The sequence below is a fragment of the Kribbella sp. NPDC058245 genome, from assembly GCF_042882005.1.
In the GTDB taxonomy this organism is placed as follows: Bacteria; Actinomycetota; Actinomycetes; order Propionibacteriales; family Kribbellaceae; genus Kribbella.
Window position 1 is genome coordinate 539,315 of the sequence record NZ_JBHVWY010000006.1, and the last position, 25,756, is coordinate 565,070.

At 68.3% G+C, this 25,756-nt stretch carries 26 protein-coding genes; 13 read left to right on the forward strand and 13 right to left on the reverse strand.

Translation table 11 applies throughout. From position 1 onward, the window contains the following. Positions 1-512: 512 nt before the first annotated feature. Positions 513-1,703 carry an arginine deiminase gene (locus tag ACFVWG_RS17620; protein ID WP_391544343.1) on the reverse strand — a complete coding sequence of 397 codons (1,191 nt, stop codon included), beginning with the start codon at positions 1,701-1,703 and terminating at the stop codon, positions 513-515. A 197-nt stretch (positions 1,704-1,900) separates the two neighbouring features. Here ACFVWG_RS17620 and ACFVWG_RS17625 point away from each other — a divergent pair, with 197 nt between their 5' ends. The 3 genes from ACFVWG_RS17625 to ACFVWG_RS17635 are packed head-to-tail and all read left to right on the forward strand — an operon-like array spanning position 1,901 to position 4,569. Continuing rightward, positions 1,901-2,689, forward strand: a complete 789-nt coding sequence (locus tag ACFVWG_RS17625) for a glycosyltransferase family 2 protein (RefSeq protein ID WP_391544344.1) — start codon at positions 1,901-1,903, stop codon at positions 2,687-2,689. After that, positions 2,686-4,242, forward strand: coding sequence for a DUF2029 domain-containing protein (locus ACFVWG_RS17630; protein ID WP_391544345.1), 1,557 nt, complete (start codon positions 2,686-2,688; stop codon positions 4,240-4,242). Before ACFVWG_RS17625 ends, ACFVWG_RS17630 begins: the two co-directional genes overlap by 4 nt. A gap of 9 nt (positions 4,243-4,251) precedes the next feature. Continuing rightward, entirely contained in the window at positions 4,252-4,569 is a 318-nt protein-coding gene (locus ACFVWG_RS17635) for a cupin domain-containing protein (RefSeq protein WP_391544346.1), read from the forward strand. Here ACFVWG_RS17635 and larC read toward each other — a convergent pair. Beyond that, positions 4,566-5,804 carry a nickel pincer cofactor biosynthesis protein LarC gene (gene larC / locus ACFVWG_RS17640; protein ID WP_391544347.1) on the reverse strand — a complete coding sequence of 413 codons (1,239 nt, stop codon included), beginning with the start codon at positions 5,802-5,804 and terminating at the stop codon, positions 4,566-4,568. The genes ACFVWG_RS17635 and larC overlap by 4 nt on opposite strands. Continuing rightward, entirely contained in the window at positions 5,801-6,520 is a 720-nt protein-coding gene (gene larB / locus ACFVWG_RS17645) for a nickel pincer cofactor biosynthesis protein LarB (RefSeq protein ID WP_391544348.1), read from the reverse strand. Before larB ends, larC begins: the two co-directional genes overlap by 4 nt. Before the next feature lie 110 nt (positions 6,521-6,630). On the opposite strand from larB, the gene ACFVWG_RS17650 reads away from it, so the two are divergent. Then, on the forward strand, positions 6,631-7,110 hold the full coding sequence (locus ACFVWG_RS17650; RefSeq protein WP_391544349.1) for a DUF4446 family protein: 480 nt from the start codon (positions 6,631-6,633) through the stop codon (positions 7,108-7,110). 19 nt (positions 7,111-7,129) lie between these two features. On the opposite strand, the gene ACFVWG_RS17655 is transcribed toward ACFVWG_RS17650, so the two are convergent. Beyond that, positions 7,130-8,722, reverse strand: coding sequence for a diacylglycerol kinase family protein (locus ACFVWG_RS17655; RefSeq protein WP_391544350.1), 1,593 nt, complete (start codon positions 8,720-8,722; stop codon positions 7,130-7,132). 93 nt (positions 8,723-8,815) lie between these two features. Here ACFVWG_RS17655 and serS point away from each other — a divergent pair, with 93 nt between their 5' ends. Beyond that, a complete protein-coding gene (gene serS, locus ACFVWG_RS17660) occupies positions 8,816-10,087 on the forward strand; it encodes a serine--tRNA ligase (protein ID WP_391544351.1) in 1,272 nt (423 codons plus the stop codon). Further along, on the forward strand, positions 10,088-10,882 hold the full coding sequence (locus tag ACFVWG_RS17665) for an HAD family hydrolase (RefSeq protein ID WP_391544352.1): 795 nt from the start codon (positions 10,088-10,090) through the stop codon (positions 10,880-10,882). It abuts the gene before it with no gap. Positions 10,883-11,062: 180 nt separating this feature from the next. Here the strand turns inward: ACFVWG_RS17665 and ACFVWG_RS17670 are convergent, their stop codons facing one another. Then, complete coding sequence (locus ACFVWG_RS17670) at positions 11,063-11,617, reverse strand: WhiB family transcriptional regulator (protein ID WP_391544353.1); 555 nt, start codon at positions 11,615-11,617, stop codon at positions 11,063-11,065. A 552-nt stretch (positions 11,618-12,169) separates the two neighbouring features. On the opposite strand from ACFVWG_RS17670, the gene ACFVWG_RS17675 reads away from it, so the two are divergent. Beyond that, complete coding sequence (locus ACFVWG_RS17675) at positions 12,170-12,982, forward strand: HAD family hydrolase (RefSeq protein ID WP_391544354.1); 813 nt, start codon at positions 12,170-12,172, stop codon at positions 12,980-12,982. Positions 12,983-12,985: 3 nt separating this feature from the next. Here the strand turns inward: ACFVWG_RS17675 and ACFVWG_RS17680 are convergent, their stop codons facing one another. Both ACFVWG_RS17680 and ACFVWG_RS17685 read right to left on the reverse strand, forming a co-directional pair. Continuing rightward, the gene (locus ACFVWG_RS17680) at positions 12,986-13,591 is read right to left on the reverse strand and encodes a bacterial proteasome activator family protein (protein ID WP_391544355.1); all 606 of its coding nucleotides are present in this window, start codon (positions 13,589-13,591) and stop codon (positions 12,986-12,988) included. A 9-nt stretch (positions 13,592-13,600) separates the two neighbouring features. Further along, positions 13,601-14,131 (reverse strand): CGNR zinc finger domain-containing protein, encoded by a 531-nt coding sequence (locus ACFVWG_RS17685; RefSeq protein ID WP_391544356.1) that lies wholly within the window; start codon positions 14,129-14,131, stop codon positions 13,601-13,603. Between the two features lie 25 nt (positions 14,132-14,156). Here ACFVWG_RS17685 and ACFVWG_RS17690 point away from each other — a divergent pair, with 25 nt between their 5' ends. Then, positions 14,157-14,324 (forward strand): hypothetical protein, encoded by a 168-nt coding sequence (locus ACFVWG_RS17690; RefSeq protein WP_391544357.1) that lies wholly within the window; start codon positions 14,157-14,159, stop codon positions 14,322-14,324. Positions 14,325-14,334: 10 nt separating this feature from the next. Here the strand turns inward: ACFVWG_RS17690 and ACFVWG_RS17695 are convergent, their stop codons facing one another. From ACFVWG_RS17695 to ACFVWG_RS17720, 6 genes are all read right to left on the reverse strand, one after another. Continuing rightward, positions 14,335-16,959, reverse strand: a complete 2,625-nt coding sequence (locus ACFVWG_RS17695) for an FtsX-like permease family protein (protein WP_391544358.1) — start codon at positions 16,957-16,959, stop codon at positions 14,335-14,337. Further along, a complete protein-coding gene (locus tag ACFVWG_RS17700) occupies positions 16,959-17,681 on the reverse strand; it encodes an ABC transporter ATP-binding protein (RefSeq protein WP_391544359.1) in 723 nt (240 codons plus the stop codon). Before ACFVWG_RS17700 ends, ACFVWG_RS17695 begins: the two co-directional genes overlap by 1 nt. Beyond that, positions 17,678-18,244, reverse strand: coding sequence for a PadR family transcriptional regulator (locus ACFVWG_RS17705; protein ID WP_391544360.1), 567 nt, complete (start codon positions 18,242-18,244; stop codon positions 17,678-17,680). The genes ACFVWG_RS17700 and ACFVWG_RS17705 overlap by 4 nt, the downstream gene beginning before the upstream one ends. Positions 18,245-18,542: 298 nt before the next feature. Continuing rightward, positions 18,543-19,520 (reverse strand): NAD(P)H-quinone oxidoreductase, encoded by a 978-nt coding sequence (locus ACFVWG_RS17710; RefSeq protein ID WP_391544361.1) that lies wholly within the window; start codon positions 19,518-19,520, stop codon positions 18,543-18,545. Positions 19,521-19,523: 3 nt separating this feature from the next. Then, the gene (locus ACFVWG_RS17715; protein ID WP_391544362.1) at positions 19,524-20,408 is read right to left on the reverse strand and encodes a phosphotransferase family protein; all 885 of its coding nucleotides are present in this window, start codon (positions 20,406-20,408) and stop codon (positions 19,524-19,526) included. 33 nt (positions 20,409-20,441) lie between these two features. Beyond that, complete coding sequence (locus ACFVWG_RS17720) at positions 20,442-20,981, reverse strand: molybdenum cofactor guanylyltransferase (RefSeq protein WP_391544363.1); 540 nt, start codon at positions 20,979-20,981, stop codon at positions 20,442-20,444. An 82-nt stretch (positions 20,982-21,063) separates the two neighbouring features. Here ACFVWG_RS17720 and ACFVWG_RS17725 point away from each other — a divergent pair, with 82 nt between their 5' ends. The 5 genes from ACFVWG_RS17725 (at position 21,064) to ACFVWG_RS17745 (ending at position 25,728) form a co-directional block, all read left to right on the forward strand. Beyond that, a complete protein-coding gene (locus tag ACFVWG_RS17725) occupies positions 21,064-21,852 on the forward strand; it encodes a carbon-nitrogen hydrolase family protein (RefSeq protein WP_391544364.1) in 789 nt (262 codons plus the stop codon). 20 nt (positions 21,853-21,872) lie between these two features. Next, positions 21,873-22,898, forward strand: coding sequence for an Rv2231c family pyridoxal phosphate-dependent protein CobC (cobC, locus tag ACFVWG_RS17730; RefSeq protein ID WP_391544365.1), 1,026 nt, complete (start codon positions 21,873-21,875; stop codon positions 22,896-22,898). 104 nt (positions 22,899-23,002) lie between these two features. Beyond that, positions 23,003-23,464 carry a BatC protein gene (locus ACFVWG_RS17735; RefSeq protein ID WP_391544366.1) on the forward strand — a complete coding sequence of 154 codons (462 nt, stop codon included), beginning with the start codon at positions 23,003-23,005 and terminating at the stop codon, positions 23,462-23,464. Between the two features lie 143 nt (positions 23,465-23,607). Beyond that, a complete protein-coding gene (locus ACFVWG_RS17740; RefSeq protein ID WP_391544367.1) occupies positions 23,608-24,720 on the forward strand; it encodes a cupin domain-containing protein in 1,113 nt (370 codons plus the stop codon). A 108-nt stretch (positions 24,721-24,828) separates the two neighbouring features. Then, positions 24,829-25,728 carry a sucrase ferredoxin gene (locus tag ACFVWG_RS17745; protein WP_391544368.1) on the forward strand — a complete coding sequence of 300 codons (900 nt, stop codon included), beginning with the start codon at positions 24,829-24,831 and terminating at the stop codon, positions 25,726-25,728. Positions 25,729-25,756: the final 28 nt, after the last annotated feature.

Below are 25,756 nucleotides of genomic sequence, written 5' to 3' on the forward strand. Positions count from 1 at the left end.
CCAGGCCCCGGACTCCCCGTCCGGGGCCTGCGTCATGCCCATCCGTTAACTCCCAGCCGCCTCAGACCGCCTGTTAACCCCTCCACCGCGGCCGCGCGCATTTCAGCGGATATCCGCTCAGGTTGCTGGTTCTCCCCTCAAATTTCGAGGGGAGAAGGGACAACTTCAGGGGAGATCCCCTCAAATTGCCGGGGGTCGGGTCGCTACGGGGGCGAGCGTCGGCGGTCCGGGGGCGGGACGTGCGAAGGCCGGGGGCGAGCGTCGGCGGTCCGTGGGCGGGACGTGCGAGGGCCCGGGGAGGGGGCGTGGTGGCGGACGTGCGAAGGCCCCCGGACACGTGGTGTGCGGGGGCCTTCGGGACGTGGACGGCCCAAGTCCTGCTGACGGGGGAGCAACAGGGCCTGGGCCTAGCGTGGAGAATACTCAGGAGAGGGTCTCTGCACAAGCCCCGATTTCACTCCGCGTGTCGTCCGCCTTACTTGCGCCGTCAAGTGAGGGCGTGAACTAAGGAGTCAGGCCGGGTCCCGGAGGACGGGGCAGGACATGCAGCGGGGGCCGCCGCGGCCGGAGCCCAGTTCGGAGCCGGAGATGCGGATGACCTCGACGCCGGACTCCTCGAGGCGCTGGTTGGTCTCGACGGTGCGCTCGTAGGCGATGCAGACGCGGGGCGCGAGGGCGAGAGTGTTGTTGCCGTCGTCCCATTGTTCGCGCTCGGCGGTGACCGGGTCGAGGCCGGTGTCGATGCGGCGCAGGGTGTCGATGCCGAGGGCTTTGGCGGCCGCGACGAGGAACGGTTCGGACTCGGCGACGTGCAGTTGGTCGCCGTCGGTGGTGACAGCGAGCGCCCGCATCTCCTCGGCCATGTTCGGATACATCAGTACGGCGTCGACGTCGACCATCGTGCAGACCGTGTCGAGGTGCATGGTGGCGCGCTGCTGCGCGATCGGTACGGCGAGCACGGTGTGCGCCAGGTCCTTCGCGAACACTCGCCGGGCCAGCCGCTCCACACCAGCCGGCGTGGTCCGCTCGCCAACTCCAACAGCCAGTACGCCGGGGCCGAGCGCGAGCACATCTCCACCCTCCACGTGTTCGAGCGAGTGGTCGTAGACCTTGTCCGCGCCGGCGAACCGTGGGTGGAAGCCGTAGATCAGCTCGGTCAGCTGCGTCTCCCGAACGCGCGCCGGCATCGCCAGCGACGTCACAGCGACCGAGTCCCGGATCCAGACGCTCGAGTCCCGGGTGAAGAGCAGGTTCGGCAGCGGGTCGATCAGGAAGTCCTCGTGCGCGAGCAGCGACGTGACCAGCCCACCCGCCCGGACCTCGTCGTTCCGTACGCCGGCCATCAGCGCCTCGGCCAGTTGGGCCGGGTCGAGAGCGGTCAGCGACGCCGCCAGGTACGAACGCAGCGTGTCACCGAGCCGCAGATCCGCGATCGCGCCCTCAACAGCCTGCTCTCGCGCCGAGGGATCACCGAGTGCTTCGGTCAGCAGCTCGTGCAGGTAGAGGACCTCGACGCCCCGGTCGCGGAGCACCTGGGCGAACGCGTCGTGCTCGTCCTGGGCCCGGCCCACCCACGGGATGCCGTCGAAGAGCAGCTTGTCGTTGTTGCGTGGGGTCAGCCGGCGCAGCTCGTTCCCCGGCCGGTGCAGCATCACTGTCCGCAGCGTGCCGACCTCGCTGTCGACGCCGTACATCTGGCTCATCCGCCCGCCCTCTCGTCGGTCCTGCCCACCACGCTACGGCAGCACCCGCCGGGATGGCGGATGTCGAGGTTCTGTCTGATTGTCCGACAATATGCCTGGCAGTGCAAAACGCCGCCGTCGTACGAAAGAACGAGATGTCCGATCCGGGTGGCCGCTGACGCGGGAGATCGGCTGGTGAGCAACTAGGCTGCGGTGCTGTGTCCGGTGCTGATTCATCCCCTGAGCCGTTCGAGCGTGCCGTCGCCTGTGTGATTCCGGCGAAGGACGAGGCGGCGCGGATCGCGGCGACGGTCGACGCGGTGCACAAGCTCATCGGGGTCGATCTGGTGGTGGTTGTCGACGACGGCTCGTCCGACGGGACCGCGCAGGCGGCCGAGCGGGCCGGAGCCGTGGTGGTGCGCCACGAGCGCAACCGGGGCAAGGCAGCCGCGATGGAGACCGGCGCGGCGGCGGTCGCCGAGCGCGACGGCGCCCGTCCGCGGCACCTGCTCTTCCTCGACGCCGACCTGACCGATACCGCGAGCGCTGTCGCGCCGCTGATCGAGCCGGTGCAGTCCGGCCGCGCGGACATGACGATCGGCACGCTGCCGGCGCAGATCCGGGCGGATGGTTCCAAGGCCGGCGGTCACGGGTTCGTGGTCAAGCTGGCCCGCGCCGGGATCCAGGAGGCGACCGGCTGGGCGCCCGAGCAACCGCTCTCCGGCCAGCGCTGCCTCACCCGGGTCGCGTTCGAGGCCGCCGTACCGCTGGCCGCCGGGTTCGGGGTCGAGACCGCGCTGAGCATCGATCTCGGCCGGAAGGGCTTCCGGATCCTCGAGGTTCCGATCGACGTGCGGCACCGGGCGACCGGGACCGACCTGCGCGGGCAGTTGCACCGCGGCCGTCAGTACCTCCATGTACGCCGCGCGCTCGCGGCGCGGAGCGCGTTGCCCGCCGAGGGTGGACCGTCGCTCCGCAGCTTGTTCCCGCGGAAGACCACGCCATGAGCGCGGAACAGACCGCCGACCCGCGCCTGGCGGAGCGGTACGGCCGACGCGCCGTCGCGCTCTACCTCGCCTGTACGGCGTTGATCGTGGCCGTCGGACTGCTCGGCCCCTCAGTGGTCGTGCTGACGCTGACCAACCGGCACGCGTGGCTCCCGTCGTACTGGTTCGACACGAAGCCGAACGACTGGCTCGTCTCGGTGATGATCTACGTCGCGATCGCCCTCGGCGGGTACGGCGTCTGGCTGGCCCTGAAGGCGCTCAAGCACGGCTGGGCCCCGCGCCTCACCCGATTGGTTGCCCTGGGCATCGGTACGACGGCGGCCATCACGCTGGTGCCGCCGATGGCCTCGGGTGACGTGCTGATCTACGCGGCGTACGGGCGGATCATGACGCTCGGCGGCAACCCGTACACGACGGCGCCGGCCGACACCATCCGGCTCGGGTACGACCCGGTGATCGCCGCGACCGAACGGCCGTGGCAGGGCGCGCGCAGTGTCTACGGCCCGATCGCAACCTGGATCCAGTGGGTGTCGTCGCTGATCGGTGGCGACTCGATGCAGCTCACGGTGTGGATGCTGCAACTGTCGGTCGCGATCAGTCTGGTTCTGACCAGCCTGCTCCTGTTCAAGCTCGTCGGCCCGAACCTGCCTGCCCGCCGTCGCGTCGTGATGCTCGGGATGGCGAACCCGCTGCTGCTGTTCGCGGTCCTCGCCGGTGGACACAACGACTCGATCGCGGTGATGTTCGCGGTGCTCGCCCTGGTGGCGCTGCGCCGGCATATCTTCGTGGCCGGCCTCCTGATCGGGATGGCCGGCGCGACCAAGCTGTCGATCGGGCTCGTCGGGATCGCGATGCTGTGGTCGCTGCGCGGCGACCGGCGCAAGATGATCTACCTCTGCGGCGGTGGCGCGCTGGCGATGGGCGGCCTGTACGGCGTGTTCGGGCTGCAGGCGTTCCAGCAGGCGCGCTCGCAGACGTCGTTCATCTCGACCGGTACGCCGCACAAGGTGCTGCTCAGTCTCTTCGACCTGTTCCTGCCCGGAGCGCTCGTCCGGACGATCCTCGCGATCCTGGCGTGGGTCGGCCTGATCGTGGTCGCGATCCTGCTCTCGCAGGTGATGCCGAAGTCGCTCGTCCCGCAGACGCACCCGGACGACCCGGTACCGGCCGCGGTTCGGTACACGACGATCTATGCGATCGCGTGGGTGCTGACGGCGATGTACTCACTGCCCTGGTACGACGTGATCGCGTGGATGCCGCTCGCGGTGATGGCGGCGTCGAAGGTCGACGGCCTGATGGTCGTCCGTACGACGATGCTCGCGATCGCGTATGTACCTGGCCGCGACCCGAATGCACGGCAGGTCGCGGCGAGCCTGTCCGATTCGCTGGAGTTCTTCAGTGCGCGGCTGCGGGACACCATCTGCCCGGCGATCGAGCTCGCCGTACTGGTGGGGTTGATCATTTGGGCCCGTCGCAGCGGGGCTCAGTGGTGGCCGTACGACTGGCCGCGGCGGAAGCAAAAAGCCGTTCCGGAGAAGGCTGCTGCGCGTTAGCCTCACCGGATGAAGAAGCTGGTGGGCGCGGGTGTCTTCGTGCGCCGGGAGCCGAACGACTACGTCGAACAACTGCGGACGGAGTCGATGTCCGTCGGGACGTACTCGATCCCGGCCGGCGGGGTGGACGACCAGGCGCCGCATCACGAGGAAGAGATCTACGTGGTGACGGCCGGACGGGCGACGTTCGTGACGCCGTCCGGTGCGGAGCCGGTGGGACCGGGCGATGTCCTCTTCGTTCCGGCTGAAGAGGAGCATCGCTTCGTCGACATCACCGAAGACCTGTCGCTGCTGGTCTTCTTCGCACCGGCGTACTCCGGGCGTTAGGTCCAGAGGTTCTCGGCGGCCGCGATCGCCTTGGCCATCACGGCTTTGACCGGGCGCTTGAGCTCGGCTGCCGCGGTGACCACGTCCTCGTACTCCGGTTGAACGTTGACCACCTGGCCGTCGTACCGGGCGATCTTGATGCTGATCTGCTGGCCGTCGACGTCGACGGTGGTGAACTCGCGGTCGGCGGCGTGCTTGCGGATGTCGTACTCGCGGAGGCCGATGGCGGTGGTCTCGGTGAGGACAACGCGGCGTACGGCGTCGGCGTTCGTGCTGCTGACGAGTACGGACAGGGTGTGTGCCGGACGGCCCTTCTTCATCAGGATCGGGGTTAGCCAGGCATCGGCGGCACCAGCGTCCAGCAGGCGCTGCAGGACCGGCGGCCAGAGGCGCGGGTCCAGGTCGTCGATGTTCGTCTCGTAGACGAGTTGGGTCGCAGCCCGCTCGGTGGTCTCGCCGACAATCACGCGCAGGATGTTCGGTACCTCGACCGGGTCCCGTCCGCCGGCGCCCACACCCGTGCGGCCGACTCGCATCGGCGGCATCATCCCGAACTCGTCCGCCAGCGTCGCCAGCAAGGCGGCTCCGGTCGGCGTCGTCATCTCGTACGGCGCTGTGCCCCCGATCACGGGTGCCTCGGCCTCAGCGACCAGATGCAGCACCGCGGGTCCCGGAATCGGAATCCCTCCGTGCTGTCCCTTCACCTGCCGACCGCCGCCGAGCGCGATCGTCGAGACCACCACCCGCTCCAGCCCCAGCGAGACGGAAGCCGCTGCTACCCCCACGATGTCCGCGATGGCGTCGAGCGCGCCCACCTCATGGAAGTGCACACCCTCAACGTCCACCCCGTGCGCAGTGGCCTCAGCCCGAGCCAACCGAGCAAACGTGTCCAGCGCCCGCGCCCGTACGACGTCCGGTAGCTCGGCCGCCTCGAGAATCCGCCGCACCTCAGCCCAAGGCCGCGTGGGCCCATGACTGTGGTGGCCGTGTCCATGCCCATGCCCGTGTCCAGCTTCGGCAGGACCTTCCGGGTGGGGCGTGCCGTTGACCTCCACTGACGCTTTGAGGGCGGCTATCTGGTGGCGGGCGGTTCTGCCGACCTGGACGGAGAGGGAGGGGTCTACGGCGGCCACAGCGGCGTTCACGTAGGCCAGGTCGGCACCTGCGTCCAGGAGAGCTCCCAGGAGCATGTCGCCGGAGGCGCCGGCGGAGCAGTCGATCCAGGCGACCTTCACGACTCGTCCTTCGTCTCACGGGGTGCTGCGCGGCGGGCGACCCGGGCGGCGAACACGCCGGCCCCGAAGCCGTTGTCGATGTTCACCACAGTCACGCCGGGCGCGCACGAGTTCAGCATCCCCAGCAGCGCGGCCACTCCACCGAACGAAGCGCCGTACCCGACAGAGGTCGGCACAGCCACCAGCGGTACGCCGACGAGCCCGCCGACGACGCTCGGCAGCGCGCCCTCCATCCCGGCGACCACAATCAGGCAGTCAGCCGTGTCCAGCCGCTCACGCACGCCAAGGATCCGGTGCAGCCCCGCGACACCCACGTCGGTGATCATCTCGACGTTCGCCCCGAACACCCGCGCAGTAGTCGCCGCCTCAAGCGCGACCGGCGCATCCGACGTACCGGCGGCCACCACGGCCACGGTCCCCCGCAAAACCGGCACAGCGCCGAGAACCGCCGTACGGCCGACTGGGTCGACCAGAGCCTCCGGTAGCGCCTCAGAAACGGCAGACTGCGCCTCAGGCGTCAGCCGGGTCGCCAGTACGGCGGTGTCCGGGTGCGTGGCGTGCAGCGTGCGCAGCAGTTCCACCACCTGCGATGGCGTCTTGCCGGCGCCGTACACGACCTCGGCGTCGCCGGTGCGCTCCAGGCGGTCAGTGTCGAGACGGGCGTAACCGAGGTCGTGCACCCCCGGCTGTGGTCCTTGGTCAGGCAAATGTGTCACGTCGTGAATCTACGTGGCCCACGCCCCGGACACCTCTTCCGGCCGTCGTTCTGCACGCTCCGCAACCACCTGAGTACTCAGGTAAACGCTGATGCCTTAGGCTCTCGTGCGTGTCTTCGACGTTAGCCGGTGCCTTCGGGATCGCTGCCCTGTTCGTGGCGGTGCTCGCCCTCGTGTTCGCCATCCAGGCGGTCCGGGCCCAGACCGGTACGACGGCCAAGGTGGAACCGGTCGTCCCGGAACCCGAGCCGGAACCCCAGCCCGAGGCCAAGCCGGGCACGGTCAAGTCCGAGCTGCGCCGGCTCGGCAAGGACATCGAGGTGACCCGCGCCGAGGTGCGCGAGACCCTCCAACACCTCGCCATGGTCCGGTACGACGCGTTCGGCGACACCGGCGGCAAGCTGTCCTGGTCCCTCGCCCTGCTGGACGACAACGGCCACGGTGTGATCCTGACCTCGATCAACAGCCGCGCCGACGCCCGCACCTACGCCAAGGAGATCCGCTCCTTCGCCAGCGAGTCCAAGCTCTCGCCGGAGGAAGAGGAAGCCCTCGAAACCCTCCGCAAAGAAGCCGGCCCCACCGTCGCCTGACCCGCGAGATGGGGACGGGTCAGCGGCCGCGGGGGACTCGGGCGATCAGGGCGCCGGGCTCGATCTCGGCGGTGAGGGAGCGGCCGGGGCCGATGGGGTCGCCGTCCAGTTGGCGTTCGACGTCGACGGCGGCCTCGATCTCGACCTTGCGGCCGGTGAAGCGCTCGAGGTACATGTCGGCGCGGTTGGTGCGGGTCATCAGCCGCCAGACCACGATCGGCCACTGGGTGACCCGCCGCGGCGCGATCACGACCACGTCGAGCAGGCCGTCGTCCGGCCGCGCGTCCGGCAGCAGCGGGATGTTCGCCTGCAGCATGCCGACGTTCCCGATCACCACGGTCCGGACCCGGCGCTCGATCGACACCTCGTCGTCCAGCGTGATCCGCACCCGCACCGACGGGTGGTTGATGTTCCGGGCCGTCGACACCAGGTACGCCGGCCACCCGATCTGCGCCTTCAGCACCGGCGGTGCACCGGAGATGATCGCCGCATCCAGCCCCAGCCCCGCCATCACTGCGAACCGGTCCGTGTCCAGCTGATCGCCGTACACGGAGACCATGTCGATCCGCCGGTCCCGTCCTTCCAGGATCCGCTCGAGCGCGTCGTCCAGGTCCAGCGGGATGTGCAGGTTGCGAGCGAGCAGGTTCCCGGTCCCAGCTGGGATCACGCCGACCGGAATCCCGGTATGCGCGAGTGCCGCGCAGACCACCCGAACCGTCCCGTCCCCACCGGCCACCAGCACGAGGTCGGACTCGTACTCGATCGCGCGCTTGGCCATCGCGTTCCCGGAGTCGTCCACCCGGGTCTCCAGCCAGAGCGGATCGTCGAACCCGCGCAGCTCCAGCGACCGCGTCACCTTCCGCCGGAACGTCACGCCGTCCCCGACCTTGATCGGGTTGACGATCACTGCCGCCCGCGGTGGCTTCGCGATCTCATCAGGCGAAGACGGTGTACGACGGCGCCGGCGGCGCAACCCCGGCCGCAGTCCGAAGCCGATCGAGGTGGCGGTCAGGATCGCCAGGCCGAGCGCCCACCCACCCAGTACGTCGGACACGTAGTGCACGTTCAGCGCGATCCGGTCCGCCGACGCGATCCACACCACCGCGATCACCGGAATCAGCACCAGCAGCCGGAACCGTCGCCGCCAGCCCCGCACGGACGGCAGCACCACGCCGAGCGCCCCGGCCATCACGAACGCCGCGGTGGCGTGGCCGGACACATACGACCAGCCGTCGTTCTCGACGAGCATCTGGACCGGTCGAGGCCGGGTGAAGATGTACTTGGCGGCCTGGACCAGTCCGAGCTCCGCACCGGCCGAGACCAGCAGCCAGACCGTCAGCAGCCGAGCCCGGCGGTGCCACAGGTAGGCGGCGACGACCACGATCACGGCTCGCGACGTCCACGGCAGGACGACCGCCCCGACCACCTGCCAGATGTCGACCACGTTCGGGTGCGTCGCGCCGTACGCGGAAGCCCGGGCGGCCACCGAGGTGTCCCACTGCGCCAGCGGCGGCCAGTGCCCGAAGACGAGGAGGGTGATGACGGTGAACGGCACCGCGCCCAGGACAACTGTCAGCGCACGGCCGACCGGACTGGGTGGATGGTGGTTCATCGCCCGCTCAATTCCCCCTCTGTAGTCAGTAGGCCCACCCCATCATCCCGAATTGACTTCGCCGGTTCAGACACGCCCCGATACCCTCAGGGTGTGATTGACGCGAAACTGCTCCGTGAGACCCCTGACGTCGTACGTGCCGCCCTGACCAAGCGCGGCGAGAGTACCGACCTGGTCGACCAGATCCTGGTCGCCGACAGCGAGCGTCGATCGTCCATCTCCGCCTTCGAGGCGCTCCGGGCCGAGCAGAAGTCGCTCGGCAAGCAGGTCGCCCAGGCCAAGGGTGACGAGCGCACCGCGCTGCTGGAGCGGACCAAGACCCTGGCCGCCGAGGTGAAGGCCAACGAGGCGGCGGCGAACGACGCCGGCCGCCGGTACGACGAGCTGGCCGCGTCGCTGCCGAACCTGGTCTCGGACGAGGCGCCGGTCGGTGGCGAGGCCGACTTCCGCGTGGTCGAGGAGATCGGCAAGCCGCGCGACTTCGCGGCCGAGGGCTTCGAGCCGCGCGACCACCTCGAGCTGGGCGAGCTGCTCGGCGCGATCGACATGGAGCGCGGCGCCAAGGTCTCGGGTGCCCGCTTCTACTTCCTCAAGGGCGCCGGCATGCTGCTGCAGCTCGGCATGCTGCAGCTGGCGATCCAGCAGGCGGTGGAGAACGGCTTCACCCCGATGATCACGCCGACCCTGGTCAAGCCCGAGGTGATGGGCGGCACCGGCTATCTGTCGGCGCACGACGACGTCTACCGCCTCGACGACCCGGAGCTCTACCTGACCGGTACGTCGGAGGTCGCGCTGGCCGGCTATCACATGGACGAGATCCTGGACCTGTCCAACGGCCCGATCCGGTACGCCGGCTGGTCGTCCTGCTACCGCAAGGAAGCCGGCTCGCACGGGAAGGACACCCGCGGGATCATCCGCGTCCACCAGTTCGACAAGGTCGAGATGTTCTCCTACTGCAATCTCGAGGACGCTGCCGCGGAGCACCTGCGGCTGCTGGACTGGGAGAAGCAGATGCTCGACAAGATGGAGCTCAGCTACCGGGTGATCGACACCGCGACCGGCGATCTGGGTCAGTCGGCGTACCGGAAGTTCGACTGCGAGGCCTGGGTGCCGACCCAGGGCGCGTACCGCGAGCTCACCTCGACGTCGAACTGCACCGACTTCCAGGCCCGCCGGCTGAACATCCGGCACCGCGACGCCGACGGCAAGACGCAGCCGGTGGCGACGCTGAACGGAACGCTGGCCACGACCCGCTGGATCGTCGCGATCCTGGAGACGCACCAGCAGGCGGACGGTTCGGTGCGGGTGCCGACGGCGCTCCAGCCGTACCTCGGCGGCCGCGAAGTCCTCGAGCCGGTCAAATAGATGAGCGGACAGCCCTTCGCCCCGACAGCCGTTGCCCTCGACATCGATGGCACCCTGATCGACCACGACGAAGGGCTGTCGCCCGCGGTCGTCGACGCGGTACGGCGTGCGTCCGCACAGGTGCCGGTCTTTCTGGCTACCGGCCGCGCGTGGTCGACCACCAAGCCGGTGGCCGACCGCTTCGGCCTGCCGGACGGATTGGTTGTCGTGAGCAACGGTGCGCGCACGCTGCGCTACCCCGACGGTGAAGTGCTCGACGAGCGCACGTTCGATCCGCGCACGGTGATCGCGTCGGTGCGCGAGCACGCGCCGAATGCCCGGATGGCCGTCGAGGAGTACGACGGGACCTACCTGGTGACCGCGCCGTTCCCGGACGGCGACCTCGGTAAGTACGCCAAGATCCGCGTGGTCACCGACGAGGAGCTCGCGCCGGAACCCGTGACCAGGTTGATCATTCGCGACCCGGAGCAGTCCGAGGCCGACTTCGTCCGGCTGGCCGAGCGACTCGGTCTGCACGGTGTCGGCTACTTCGTCGGTTGGACGGCTTGGCTCGACATCGCGCCCGAAGGCGTCGACAAATCGACCGGGCTGAAGGTGGCGCTGGCGCAGTACGACCTGGATGCGTCGGGACTGCTCGCGATCGGGGACGGCCGCAACGACATCGAGATGCTGACGTTCGCCGGCCACGGGGTCGCGATGGGCGCGGCTCCCGACGAGGTGAAGTCGGCAGCCGACGAGGTGACCAAGTCGGTCACCGACGACGGGGTTGCCGCCGTACTGAATCGCTACTTCTGAGACCGGACCAGTGTGGTCCCGGGCCGGAGGTCTGCGCCAACCTTTCGACCAGAACAAAATAGGTTGCCAGCAGTGAAGCTTGCCAGTAGCAACAAAACGGCCCGGAACCCCTGTCTACACAGGGATTCCGGGCCGATGCGCAGAGTGATCCGGCAATCCGCTGGCGGGCCGAGGGCCGGATCAGGCGACGCGGCTACCGCCGCGGCGTGGCTGGCAGGACTGGCCTTCCACGACGGTCTCGAAGGCGTCCAGGACGGCGTTCACCTCGGGCCGCGGCCGCGGCGTCTTGGTGGCCGGGCTCTGGCCGCGCCGGGCCCGGCGCAGGTGCCGCTTGACCGTCGACAGCGAGCATCCCAGCCGCATGGCAAGGGATTCCAGGCTGTCGTTGGGGTACTGGCCGCGCAGGCGCAGTACTTCTTCGTGGCTCACCGGGCGCCGCGTGCCGCGGGCTCCGGCCAGTTGGTCGAAGTCGTCGGCCTGCACTTCGACGTCGAGCAGGTTCCGCATCGAACGGCGTTGTGCGGCGGTGGTTCCGGCGACGAAGCCGCTCACATCATGTTCGGCGACGGCGCTGTAGAGGCAGTCGGTGAACAGTGGACACGAGGCACACAAGGCTTTTGCCTCCCGCACCAGCTGTTCGTACCGCTCCCGGGTCCGGCGGGTTGCCGAGGCGGGCGGCGGCTCTTCCATCAGGCGGTGCTGGAAAATATCCGACCGGGCGATACATCCGGTCATGGCCCCAACTGTGCTGGAAGATGTGTCGACAGCTTGCATTTGTCCCGTGCGAGTGGCGCTGCTGACGGTCATCAAGGCTCCCCAAGTATCCGGACTCACATGAACGAACGGTGAACGCCGTTCGGTCACACGGATCCACTAGCTGATGGAACGGCGAACTGTTGCCGACCCACCGTTGTCGTCCCTGTCGCGGGACAGACTGATCCATAACTGTTGACGTCGCTGCTGAGGATTTGGTTGCAGCCAAATCCGCATCAATTTGCGGACGTTACGTCTGCTGGTTCGCTGGCGGGCTGTCTCAGTCGTGCTGATCCAGAACAGGCATACGACGCGGTCGAATCGCTCCGGGTTCCCCGCCAGACCTCCGCATGAAATCACGCGTTCTCCCTGCTGCGCAGGGGAACTAGCTGCCTTTGCAGCATGTTGCCGTAACGGTCTGGTGACGTTGTCAAATACTCAATCAGATTGATCAGAATCATCAGAAACCGATCTCCGGAACCTTGCGCCCAGGGGTGTTCCGGCGGTAGTGCGGAACCTCGGTACGGTGGGCGCGTGACGGCTCCTGAAGCTCCCCGCCCGCCCCGCCTGATCGCGACCGATCTTGACGGAACCTTGGTGCGCAGTGATCGTTCGGTCTCCGACCGCACCCGCGCCGCCGTGACCGCTGCCCAACGCGCCGGAAGTGTTTTCGTGATGGTCACCGCGCGGCCACCTCGCTGGTTGCACGAACTGGCAGATCTGGTCGGCGATCACGGAATTGCAATAGTTGCCAACGGCGCCATTCTGTACGACGTCGCACACCAGCACGCGATCCGGACCCGGCTGATCGATCCGGGCGTATTGCACGAAGTGGCAATCGCGATCCGATCGGTCATTCCCGAGGTGGAGTTCGCCATTGAGCGATCGGACCGTTACGGACAGGAACCGCGGTACGTGAATCGCTGGCCGCAACCCGAGAACACATTGATCGCCGAGCTCGAGGAGCTACTCGCCGAGCCGGCCGCCAAACTGCTTGTCCGGCACCCGAGTTGGCATTCCGACGAACTGCTCGCGCATGTCAGCGCAGTGGTGGGTGAGCGCGTGACTGCCAGCCACAGTGGCGGGACGAGCTTGGTCGAGATCAGTGCGACTGGTGTCTCGAAGGCAGCGATGCTCGCGGACTTCGCAGCCGAGCTGGACATCCCGGCCGCCGACACGATCGCCTTCGGTGACTCACTCAACGATCTGCCCATGCTCGCCTGGGCCGGTATGTCGTACGCGGTGGCGAACGCGCACACCGACGTACTGGCTGCTGTTGACCGGGTGTGCCCCTCAAACGACGAGGACGGCGTCGCCGCCGTCCTCGAGGAGTTGTTCGACCTTTAGGGCTTAGAGATACATCCCGTTGCTGCCCGGGCCATCAGTGGCCCGTGGGGCGCCGGGGAAGCCGGGTCCTTCTTCGCCGGGCGGCTGCTGACCGCCGGGGAGTGCGCGCCGCATGCCCTCCAGTTGCTGGCGTGCGGCCATCTGCTGGGCGAAGAGCGCGGTCTGGATGCCGTGGAAGAGACCCTCCAGCCAACCGACCAGCTGGGCCTGTGCGATCCGCAGCTCGGCCTCGGTCGGCGTGCTGTCCTCGGTGAAGTCGAGGCTGAGTCGCTCCAGCTCCTCGACGAGCTCCGGCGCGAGGCCGCTCTCCAGCTCCTTGATCGAAGCTTCGTGGATCGTCCGCAGCCGCTGCCGTGACGCTTCGTCGAGCGGTGCCGACTTCACCTCGTCGAGCAATTGGCGAATCATGTTCGCGACCCGCATCACCTTGGCCGGCTGCTCGACCAGTTCGGTCACCGATCGTGGCTCATCGTGATCGTCGTCGTCGCTCGAGCGCGGCGGTCCCTCGACAGCCATGCCGTCCGGCCCGACGATCAGCACCTTGCCGTCCTCGGTCCGTGCCCCGGCCATCGGCATCTCCTGGCCCTCGCCGCTGCTGCTCTCACTCATCTGGCCATCCTAGGCTTGCTTGGCGCGATGACGCCGTACGGCGTCTCTATTCGCACAAGCCGGGCTGCAGTAGCGCTGACGGCCGGTTCGCGAGAGGTCGGCGTACACGTTGCTGCAACCCTCAGTAGCGCAACGGCCGAGTCGGGTGATGCCACGCCCGGCCAGGTGCAACGCCGTACCGGTGCTGATCAGTGTCGCGACGAGTCGGCCGACCGGCACGTTGTCGGGCCGGTAGTGCACGTGCCAGCCGTCGCCGGCGTGGTTGGTCAGCCGCGGATGCTCGGTGTACTTGGCGAGCATCGCGTTCATCAGGTCGACGCGAGTCTGGTCGTCGGTCGCATCGGCCACCTCGAGCCACTCGGCCAACGCGACGCGGACCGCGGCCAGGTCGGCCTGCGTCGCCTTGCGCTCGCGGATCAGGCTGCTGTCGACCCGGTTCTCCTCGCAGATCTCCGCCAGTTCGACCGGGGTCGCCGGCGGTCTGCTGATCAGGTCGACGGCCAGCAGCACCGCGTCCGCACCGTAAGGGTTGAGATGCATAATGCCATTACAGCACGATGGACCTATGACAGCCCAGACCGAGACTCATCGGCACCGCTGGAGCGCGGTGTCCTCCCATCAAGTCAGCGAAGGACTCGTCGTCTATCAACGCTGTGCCTGCGGCGACTGGCGCGTCACCAGCACCCCGCCGTACCCAGTCGCCTACCCCGAGGTCGCCCACATCGCGAGCTAGTCATCGCCAGCTAGTCGATGCGAGCCACCATCGGGAGGCGGGACCGGGTCAGCAGCCAGGCCAGCGCCGCGGCGAATAGAGGTACGGCGATCAGCGTGCCGCCGATCTCCGCCCAGGGGACTGTGAAGTGCGGCGAGCCGAAGGCCGCGTGCGCGGTGTAGCCGTAGAGCGCGCCGACCCCCACACCCAGCACGCATCCGAGCTGCCCGAGCATCCATGCCTGCGCCGCGGCGAGGTTCCGCCGACGGCGTGGTGACGCGCCGACCGCCGCCAGGGTGGCGAGGTCGGCCCGGCCTTCGGCCGCGGACAAGGAGACCGAGATCGCCACCCCGAGCAGAGTGACCACGGCCGCGGCGGTGAGGACGCCGAGCAGGATCTTGTCGCCCGGGTTCTGGTATCCCTGCTCCACGGTCAGCAACTTGTCGTGACCGAGAACCACGTCCGTGGCGGCGAGGTCGTCCTTTGTCGGCAAGCTTTTCACCTGGTACTCGACCATGAACGTGTTCACCCGGCCGATCTTCGCGGCCGCGTCCGGCCCGATCAGCGCCTGGCCTTGCAGCACCTGGATCAGCGGCAGCGCTCCGGCGTACGACGCCTTGTGCTGAACGACTTTCGTGGGCTGCGCCGGATCTGTGAAGCCGATGTCGACCGAGCTCGTGGTGGTGAAGTCGCTGCTCGGTACGACGATGTCGCCACCGCGCAGGCGGGCCGCCAACTCCGGACCGCTGCCGTCGAACTGCTCGAGGTATGCCGGATCCACGACCACCAGACCGATGAAGGAGGCCGGCGATTCCTCCGACTTAACGCCGGGAGGCTGCACGCCCAGGTACGCCGGGGCGCGGTCCGGACGCGCCACGTTGATCATGCCGAACCGATAGGTGTGTTCGGCCGACAACTGTGCGCCGACCCGCCGTTCGAGCTCGGGTGAGTACGCGACCCCGCCGGGGCCGTCGTCGAACCGCACACTCGCATTTCCCCGGTGGGCGATCGGGATGTACTCCGCGGAGTCCGCAGCGATGGAGTTGGCACCGGCGAAGGCGGCTGCGGCGGTAGCGGCGACCGACATCATGATCGCCGCCACGGCCGGCGCGGTGCGGTGCCGGTGCCGGGCCGCGTCGCGCATCGCGAGCCGCCCGCTCAGCGGCAACCGTCCAGCCAGGCCGGAGATCGTGCTGACCAGACTCGGCAGCATCCAGATCAGCCCGGCGATCGCCGTCGTAATGCCAAGCAGCACCAAGGCGATCGGTCCGACCGGCGTCGCGGTCGCCTGGTAGTGATCGCTTTCGCTGAACTGCCGCTGCGCCGCGGCGAGGTCCGCTGCCAGCAGCCCGGAGCCGGCGACCACTAGGACGACGCCCGCGATCACCAGCAGGAGTGCGGGTTTGCGGATCGGCTGGCGTTTCGTCGTCGCCGCGAAACGGCCGGCCAAAGCCGCCATCGGCGTCTGCCGCCCAGCACTGATCGCCGGTACGACGGCCGCCGCCAGCCCGGCGAACAGCCCGATCAGGCTGATCGTGATGATCGCCGTCCAGGGAATCTGCCATTCCAGAAAGAGTGTTGAGGTCCTGCGTTCCCACAGCGACCGGCCGGCGATCAGTGCCACGGCAGCGAGCAGCAGACCGCTGCTGACCCCGACGACTCCGGCGAAAAGCCCTTGCAGCAGAACGATTCGCCGGACATCGCGGGCGGTCCCGCCGCTGGCGAGCACCAGCCCGAGTTCTCGCGTCTGCCGCCGGGCGCCGACCGCGAACGCCGTACCGGCGAGCAGCACGATCTCGAGGACGCCGAAGCCGATCGCGAGCGCCATCGCGGCGTACGGGCCGATCGCGTTGCCGGGATAGCCGGAGGGGTTCGGCGGCGGATCGATGATATTTGCTCTCGGCAACAAGATGAACCCTTGGGCACCGAGGGGAGCAATCAGTGCATGTGGGTCGACCGAGTCAGGGAGATCGAGCAGGTAGCGCGTGTCGACCGGCGCCGCGGGGACGAGGGTGGTGGCCGGTGCCGCGAACAGCAGCCAGGAGCTGGTCTGCTCGATCTGCCGGGCGACCCCGACCACCTTGTAGGCCTTGCCGTCCGCCGTGTTCAGGGAGCCGCCGAGTGTCGTGATGCCGAGATGCTTGGCCAGGCCCGGGGAGACGGCGACTTCGTCCGGCGCGGTCGCGAAGCGTCCCTCGTCGAGCCGGAAGGTGTCCTTGAGTAGTCGATCCTGCCCGTCACCGACCACCACGCTGACACTGTTGACCGTGTTCGGGCCCTTGACCTCCGCGGTGCCGGCATTGTCGAACTGCAGGGCTACGTGGGTCCCTGGCGGGAGCACGTGCAACGGGTCGAACGTCGCAGGGTTCCGCACCCGCTTGCCGTCCAGGGGAGCGCCCGGCATCACGCCGAGCGCCGGCTCGCCGTACTGGAGGTCGATCTTGTTGTACGCCGTCACCGTGAGCTGCGCGTCGGCCTGACCGATGGTGACCCGGGCCAGCAGCTCACCGGACGGGTGGGCGGAGCGGCCGGTCACGCCGCTCCAGGTCGCGGCGAACACGGGCAGGCCGATCAAGGCCGCGACCAGGAGCGTGCGGCCGATCGACTTGCGGGTGGTTCTTCGAGCGATCCGGAGTGGTGGGCCCCAGCTGCCCATCAGCGGCTCTCCTGCAGGAGTTCGTCGGCGTCGGACAACGGACCGGCCTGACCTACCAGGACACCATCGCGCAGGTAGACCACTCGGTCGGCCCAGGCGGCGTGCCGGGCTTCGTGGGTGACGAGGACGCCGGCGATGCCGTGCTGGTCGCAGCGGTCGCGGAGGAGCTGGAGAACGGCTTCGCCGGTTTCGGAGTCGAGGGCTCCGGTGGGCTCGTCGGCGAGTAGTAGTCGTCGTTCACCGACGATGGCCCGGGCGATCGCCACGCGCTGGCGCTGGCCGCCGGACATGTCGTCGGGGAAACGGTCGGCGAGCTCACCAATACCTACTTCCTGCAGAGCAGCTTCGGCGTACTTGCGGGCGGTCCTGGTCCGGGTGCCATCGAGCTCGAGCGGGAGTGCGACGTTCTCGGCGGCGGTCAGGGCCGGGATCAGGTTGAAGTCCTGGAAGACGTAGCCGATCCGGCGGCGGCGCAGGGCGGCCACGCCGGCCCGGCTGAGGGTGACGAGATCGTTGCCGTCGACAAGTACTTCGCCGCCGGTCGGCCGGTCGAGGCCGCCGGCGCAGGTCAGCAGCGTGGACTTGCCCGAACCGGATGGGCCCATCACCGCGACGAGTTCGCCGGGCGCGACGCTCAGATCGATGCCGCGGAGCGCGTGCACGGCCTGCTCGCCGTGGCCGTGGGTCCTGCTCAGGTTGCGGATGTCGAGTACGGCGCTCATTGGGTCACCTCGGTGATTTCCTCAACCGGGTGGACCTGTTTCGCCGGTCGGCCGCGGTGCCTTAACAGGATGGACTCGCAGTGGTCGAGCCAGCGGATCTCGGCCTCGGCGGCGAAGATCATCGACTCCAGCACGAGCAGCCAGGAGATCTCGCCATCGCGGTCGCCGCGCTTCAGCCGGGTCAGCTCCTGCAGGGACTGCATCGTCGCCGCCCGCTGCCGCTGAACGACAGCGCTGACGTCGACCCCCGGAACGGCCAGCGCCAGCGCGAGTTTGATCGCGAGCTCGTCGCGCGGGCGCGACTCGCGGGTCACCGGGGTCTGGAACCAGCTGTTCAGCTCGTCCCGGCCGGCGTCGGTGATCTCGTACATCGAGCGGCCGTCGGCCTCGGTCGACGCGGCCCGGACCAGACCGTCGCGCTCCAGCCGGGTCAGGGTCGTATAGACCTGCCCGATGTTCAGTGGCCAGGTCGCCCCGGTGGCGGCTTCGAACTCACCGCGCAGCTGGTAGCCGTACTTCGGCTCCTCGCGGAGCAACGCCAGCAGTCCGTGCTTGATCGACATAGATACCGAGTATGCATACCCGGTATGCCACGGTCAATCCCCAGGCCAGCTAACCATCCCCTCGCGCGGACCAGCTCCATCCCACCGAGCGGCTGCCCCGGCCAGCACCCCGGCCGCTAATGTCCGAAAAACCGCACGCCCGCCCTCCGATCTTTCGGACGTTAGTCCCGCGACCGACTTAACGTCCGAAAGACCGGAGACCCGCCCTCCGGTCTTTCGGACGTTGCGGTCAGGACGTGGGCGCCGAGGCTGAAGCGCGTGACGCTGAACCCGAACCCGATCCCGCGTGGTTGGGGCCCTAGAGGGTTAGCAGGATCTTGCCGATCTGGGTTGATTCCTCGAGGGCGCGGTGTGCCTCGGCCACCTCGGCCAGCGGGAACGTGGTGTGGACGATCGGGCGGACCTTCTTCGCGGCGACCAGCGGCCAGACGTGGCCGACGACCTCGGCGACGATCCGTCCCTTGTCCGCGACCGAGCGGAACCGCAGGCTGGTCGCCGTCACCGAGGCACGGCGACTGAGCAGGCGGGCCATGTCCAGCTCACCCTTCGCCCCGCCCTGGAAACCGATCACGACCAGGCGGCCGTCGTACGCGAGGGACTTCACGTTGTCGGTCAGGTATTTCGCGCCGATGATGTCGAGGATGACGTCGGCCCCGGCGCCGCCGGTCGCCTCCTGGACCACCGAGGCCCACTCGGCTTCCTTGTAGTTGATCGCGACGTCGGCACCGAGCGCGCTGCAGAACGCCATCTTGTCCTTGCTGCCGACGGTCGTCAGCACGCGTGCGCCGTGCGCGACGCCGAGCTGGATGGCCATCGTGCCGATGCCGGAGGCACCGCCGTGGACCAGGAAGGTCTCGCCGTCCTTGAGGTGCGCGCCCATGAAGATGTTCGACCAGACGGTCGCCACCACCTCGGGCAACGCGGCCGCGCTGACAAGGTCGACCCCGTCCGGCACAGGCATCACCTGCGGCGCCGGTACGACGACCTTCGCGGCGTACCCGCCTCCGGCCAGCAGCGCGCAGCACTCGTCGCCGACGGCCCAGTCGGTCACCTCGGAACCGACCGCCGCGATCCGGCCGGAGACCTCAAGCCCGATCGTGCCGGGTGCGCCCGGAGGCGGCGGATAGAAGCCCTGCCGCTGCAGGAGGTCGGCGCGGTTCACACCCGCGGCGACGACGTCGATCACGACCTCGTCGACGGCCGGGGTCGGATCCGGGATCTCGCCGACCGTCAGAACCTCGAGTCCGCCTGTACCTTCACACACCACAGCTCGCATGACTCACACGGTACCGCTGACCAAACCTGCGATGTCGCCCGCGATGCTGTCCAGGTAGGTGGTCTCTCCTATCGACTTGAACCAGTCCCATAGTTCGAGCGAGTGGTAGACCCGGTAGAGCGCGAGCTTCTCCGGATCGAGAGCGCCGTACCCGGCCTCGAGCCCGGCGAACTTCTCGGCGTTGTCGCGGATCGAGTACGCGACGGTCTTCGCGACATCCATCAGCGGATCGGCGGCGATCGCGTTCTCCACATCGATGAAGCCGGTCACCTGCCAGGTCTGCGGGTCGACCAGGATATTGCCCTCGTGGAAGTCGTTGTGGCAGAGGACCGCGTGGTCGATGGCCAGGTCGGCGGTGTGCTTCGCGACGTACTCGGTGATCTGCTGGTGCAGTGCCGGGTCGCCGCCGAGCTGCTCGAACTCGCCGAGCTTCTTCGCGAACTGACGCTGGACGTACTGCTCGTTGTCCGGCAGCGGCTCGAGGATCTGATCGACCAGATACCCGTACGCCGGTTGGGGGATCTGGTGCATGCGGTGGAGGATCTTGCCCAGCTGGACGTAGATCGGCTGCCAGTCCGGCGGCTCCGCTTCGGACAGCGGCACACCCTCGATCTTCGTCAGCACGGTGAAGGCGTCCTGGTCACCGGCCGGCTCGGCGTGGATCACCCGCGGGACCTCGCCGTCGAACACACCTTCCAGCAGCCCGTAGACGTGCACTTCCTTGGCCTGCTTCCAGGCCCACTCCGGCTTGTAGACCTTCACGATCAGCGGCTCGTCGTTCTCCCGCTGCACCTCGAACACACTGCTGAGCTGACCGCCAGTTCGCTCCTTGACGTCCGTGACTGTGCTTCCGGGACAGGCTTTGGCCACCATCGCTTCGATAGTCATTGATTGGAGCCTAGGAGCGCTGTCGAACGGTTTTCAGCCGTCGAGATCGGCCCAGGTGTCCACGTCGTCGCCGCTCCGGGACGGGTCCGACCAGACCAGGTCCAGGTCGGCGACGAGACGCCGTACCGACTTGTTGTGGGGATCGCCGAGCTTGGTGAACGCCTTTGCGAGCGAGCTGCGTTTGTACGCCGCTGCGAGCCACTGGTCGCGTCCGTCACTGTCGCGCAGCCCGCTGCCGTCGTGGGTGTCGATGCTGTCGACCAATCGAGTGATGTCCTGGGCGGTGACCCAGGGCAGGTCACAGCTCAGCACCACGACGTTTGGCGCGCTGCCGCTCGCCAGGCCAGCCGCCAGCCCGGCCACTGGCCCACTGCCCGGTGGGTCCTCTTGGGTCCACTGGACCTCGCGGTAGGTCTCTCGCACCGGTCCGACCACCACGGTGTGCGTGGCGTGGCCGACCGCACGCAGTACCCGGTCGAGGAACGTCACTCCGTCCAGGACCACCAGCGCCTTGTCGACGCCACCCAACCTCGTCGACCCGCCGCCGGCCACCACCACCGCATCGAACTCCACCTCAGCAGTGTGCCCCCAGGTAGTCCTCCCACGCGTGCGTCGGGGGAGGTTCAAGTCCGAGTTTGTGCGGCACCATGGGGGCATGAGGATTGCTGTGGTGCAGACCGCCAGTGGCTCTGACAAGGCGGCCAACCGGGAGCTGGTCACCAGACTGGTGGCGGAGGCTGCTCAGGACCGGCCGGACCTGGTGGTGCTGCCGGAGGCGATCATGGCCGACTTCAACCTCGAGGGCGTCGCGGACGTGGCGGAGCCTCTGGACGGTGAGTTCGTGTCGACGCTGCGCAAGAGTGCGGTGGAGCACGGAGTGGCGATCGTGGCCGGCATGTTCGAGCGGAGCTGCGACCAGGACCGGCCGTACAACACGCTGCTGGCCGTCGGCGCCGACGGTTCACTGCTCGGGGCGTACCGCAAGATCCACCTGTACGACGCGTTCGGCTACAAGGAGTCTGACCAGCTGACGGCTGGCGACGTGGCTCCGGTCGTGGTGAAGGTTGCTGGGCGGACACTCGGGCTGATGACTTGCTACGACCTGCGGTTCCCGGAGTTGTCGCGGGCGCTGGTCGACAAGGGTGCCGACGTCCTCGTCGTACCGGCCGCGTGGGTCCGGGGGCCGCTCAAGGAGCACCACTGGACCACTCTGCTCACCGCACGCGCGATTGAGAACACCTGCTACGTGGCGGCCGCGGCACAGAACGGAAAGAAGTACTCCGGGCTCAGCCAGGTCATCGACCCGCAGGGCATCGCCATCGCCGCAGTGGGCGAAGCAGACGGCTACGCGGTCGCTGAGCTCGCCGACGAACGTCTGGCCGAGGTGCGCCGGCGGAACCCTTCGCTGATCAATCGCCGCTTCAGTGTCACTCCCCGTTCCTAGTCTCGGGTTAGCCTCCAGGGGTGGCGGATGGCTTTGACTTGTGGCACCACGGCGATCTCGAGGTCGGTGACGGCCTCGTAGACCTCGCCGTCAACGTGCGGACCGGTACGCCGCCGCCGTGGCTCGTCGACGCGATTACGGCCAGCCTGACTGACTTGGCGGCGTACCCACGACAGGACGCGGCGGTCCTCGCGGTCGCTGCCCGGCACCGGGTGACGCCGGAGCGGGTGCTGCTGACGGCCGGTGCGGCGGAGGCGTTCGTGCTGATCGCGCGGGCCTTCCGGCCACGCCATGCGGTCGTTGTTCATCCACAATTCACCGAGCCCGAGGCTGCGCTGCGATCTGCAGGGCACATGGTTGATCGGGTCGTGCTCCGCCCGGAGGACGGGTTCGTGCTCGACCCGGCGGCGATCCCGGCCGACGCGGATCTGGTCGTGATCGGCAATCCGACGAACCCCACGTCGGTCCTGCACCGGGCCGACGACCTGCGGGAGCTCGCGCGGCCGGATCGCATCCTGGTGGTCGACGAGGCGTTCATGGACGCCATACCGGGTGAGCCGGAATCGCTTGCCGGTGCGTCGATTCCGGGGCTGGTGGTGATTCGCAGCCTCACCAAGACCTGGGGGCTGGCTGGGTTGCGAGTGGGGTACGTGCTGGCTGCTGCGGGACTGATCGAGCAGCTAGCCGCCGTACAGCCGCACTGGCCGGTGTCCACGCCTGCGTTGGCTGCGGCGATTGCTTGCAGCAACGAGCACGCGGTGGCCGAGGCGGCCGCAGCAGCGTGCGACATCGAGCGGCAGCGGTCGTATCTCCTCGACAGCCTGACTGGCGTGCGGACCTACGGCGTACCGCGGGGGCCGTTCGTCCTCGTGCAGGTGGCGGGCGGTGCCGTACTGCGAGAAGCCTTGCGTGCCAAGGGATATGCGGTACGGCGTGGCGACACGTTCCCCGGGCTCGGACCGGACTGGCTGCGGATCGCGGTGCGACCGGAGGACGTTGTTGACGGCTTCGTGAAGGTGTGGCGAGACACTGCAGTCGAGCTGTAACCAGCGTGACGTTTAGCTCTTCGCCGGTTTGCGCACAGGATGGTCGCAGAGCGCGCTGCTCCACTGTCCGGCGCTCTGAAGCCAGCAGTGAAGGGAGCACCATCATGGGTCTGAACGATGACGACATGAACACTTCGTCCGACGGCGAGTACGGAGGCTCAGCCGACGGCAACGACAGCCAGGCAGGTGGCAACAACTCGTCCGGCTACGGCAACGAGTCCGAGGGTCCGGCCGACGGTGGTGCGGTAGGCGGTGGCACGGATGGCGGCGCCGATGGTGGCGCTGACGGCGGCTCGGGCGGTTCTGACGACAGCAGCTACGGCGGCGGGGACTCCAATGAGGGTCCTGCTGACGGTGGCGCGGAAGGTGGCGGTACGGACGGCGGCGCTGATGGTGGTGCCGGTGGGGACAGCTACGGCGGTTCCAGTGGCGGTGGTGACAGCAGCTACGGCGACTCTGGTGGTTCCAGTGACGGTGGCGGGGACTCCAACGAGGGTCCGGCCGATGGTGGCGCAGTAGGTGGCGGCACCGACGGAGGCGCCAGCGGTAACTCCGGAAGCTGGTGACCGCAGTGCCGGGAGCCGGACCGCAATCAGATCCTGCCGAGACGGTTGACCGTCCGGCTCTTCGGCGCTGCGTGACAGGCGACCTGGATGAGTTCGCCAGCGCCTACTGGGGTTCACGGGCTCTGTTGTCTCACGCCCCTGACTTGCCCGCGCCGTACGACGACCTCTTCAGCCTGACCGCGGCAGACGAGCTGCTGTCCCGTCGTGGTCTGCGTACGCCGTTCCTGCGGATCGCCAAGAACGGTGCAGTCGTCGGCGACTCGCAGTTCACCGGCTCGGGTGGAGCGGGTGCTGACATCGGTGACCAGGTCCGCGACGACAAGGTCGCTGCGCTGTTCGCGAGCGGCCACACCGTCGTACTGCAGGCTCTTCACCGCACCTGGCCCGCGCTGGTCGACTTCGCTACTCAGCTGTCGACGGACGCCGGGCATCCGGTGCAGATCAACGCCTACATCACTCCGCCGGAGTCACAGGGGTTCTCGGCGCACTACGACGTTCACGATGTCTTCGTTCTCCAGGTCGCCGGTGAGAAGCACTGGACTGTGCATGAACCAGTCCACGTGGATCCACTGCGCAACCAGCCGTGGACCGATCACTCGCGTGCGGTCGCTGCGGCTGCCCACGACCAGGCTCCGGTCGTGGACGACGTCCTTCGGCCGGGTGATGCGCTCTATGTGCCGCGCGGGTTCCTGCACTCGGCCAAGGCACTGGGTGGAGTCAGTGCGCACCTGACGGTCGGACTGCACACGCTGACGCGGTACCTGCTGGTCCAGGAGCTAGCCGCTCTGGCAGCCAACGAGCCGGCGCTCCGGACCGCGCTCCCGCTCGGCTTCGACCCTGGCGACCCGGCTCAGCTGGCCGACGTGCTCCCGCAGGTGACCGACCTCCTCATTGCCCACCTTCGCTCGACCTCGGTCGACGACCTGGCGCCGCGCCTGCGCCGCCGTACCTGGTCGGCCAACCGTCCCGAACCGATCCCGCCGCTGGCGCACGCAGCCGCCATCACCAACCTCGCGTCCGGTACGACGGTCCGCCTGCGCGCTGGTCTCCGCTGCCGAGTGGTCCCGGGAGACCCGGTCACACTCCGACTGCCTGATCGGACCATCACGTTCCCCGCGACCGTCCTTGAGGCTTTGGCGCAGCTCTGCGACGGTCAGGAGCACAAGGTGGGCACCCTGCCGGGCTTGGACACTCCCGACCAGGTGGTCCTCGTCCGCCGACTGCTCACCGAGGCGGTTCTGGTCCCCACCTCGTAAACTCGCCTCAGGTCTCCATCACCGCTCGTCACCCCAACGCGGTACCAAAGGCATGCAGTGACCAACTCACCCCCAGCTCGCTACACGCCGGAGACTGGTTGCGCGGCGATGGCACTCCAGCGCGGCGACGCGCTGATCGCCACGGCCCCACCGGCGGCTCGCTGGCTGCTCATCGAGTCCGCCAACGCCTGGCCGCGCCAGGCTCTGGGCGCGCTCGAATCCGCCCCCGAGGAACCTGCCGTCAGCAGTGAGGTAGCCCGCCGCTGCGGTGAGCTCGGCTATCGCCCGGTCCTCATCCGACGCCACGGACGAGTGACCCGCGCCGCCGTACGCCGCTATGCCCTGGTCGACTGCCGCCCCGGGCACGAGTCGGTTCGCTGGGGCGAACTACCGACGGACGCCTACTTGCTGAACGTCCTCGAGGCAGTCGCCAACAACTCCCTGAACGCTCTCCCCGATCTCCAACCTCCCACCCAAGAACCGATCTACCTCGTCTGCACCCATGGTCGTCACGACGCCTGCTGCGCCGTCCGCGGTCGCCCGGTGGCAGCCGCTCTCGCCGGCGCCTACCCGGACCGCACCTGGGAGTGCAGTCACATCGGCGGCGATCGCTTCGCCGGCAACGTCGTCGTCCTCCCGCACGCTCTCTTCTACGGCCAAGTCCCGCCGTCACGTGCAGTGGAGGTCGCCAAACACCACGCCGAAGGTCGCGTAGTCCCTGACCTCCTCCGAGGCTCCGGCATCTATCCACCTGCCGTCCAAGCCGCTCAGCACTACGCGCGCCTGGCCGGCCACTCTGACTCTCTCAATACCCTCCGTCCCACGCAGGTTCAGCAACTCGCCAACCAGCACTACAAAGTCACTCTCACCACGACTCCAGCCACAGCTGTAGTGATCGAGGTGTCGGTGCATTTCGACAGCGTGGACGCTCGGCTGACCTGTGCTGGCAAAGCGCCGGTCCAGGTACGCCGGTTCGAGCTCCACGGAATCGAGTCGATGGGCGGGTAGATCGAGTTGGTCCTCCACGCATGATGTT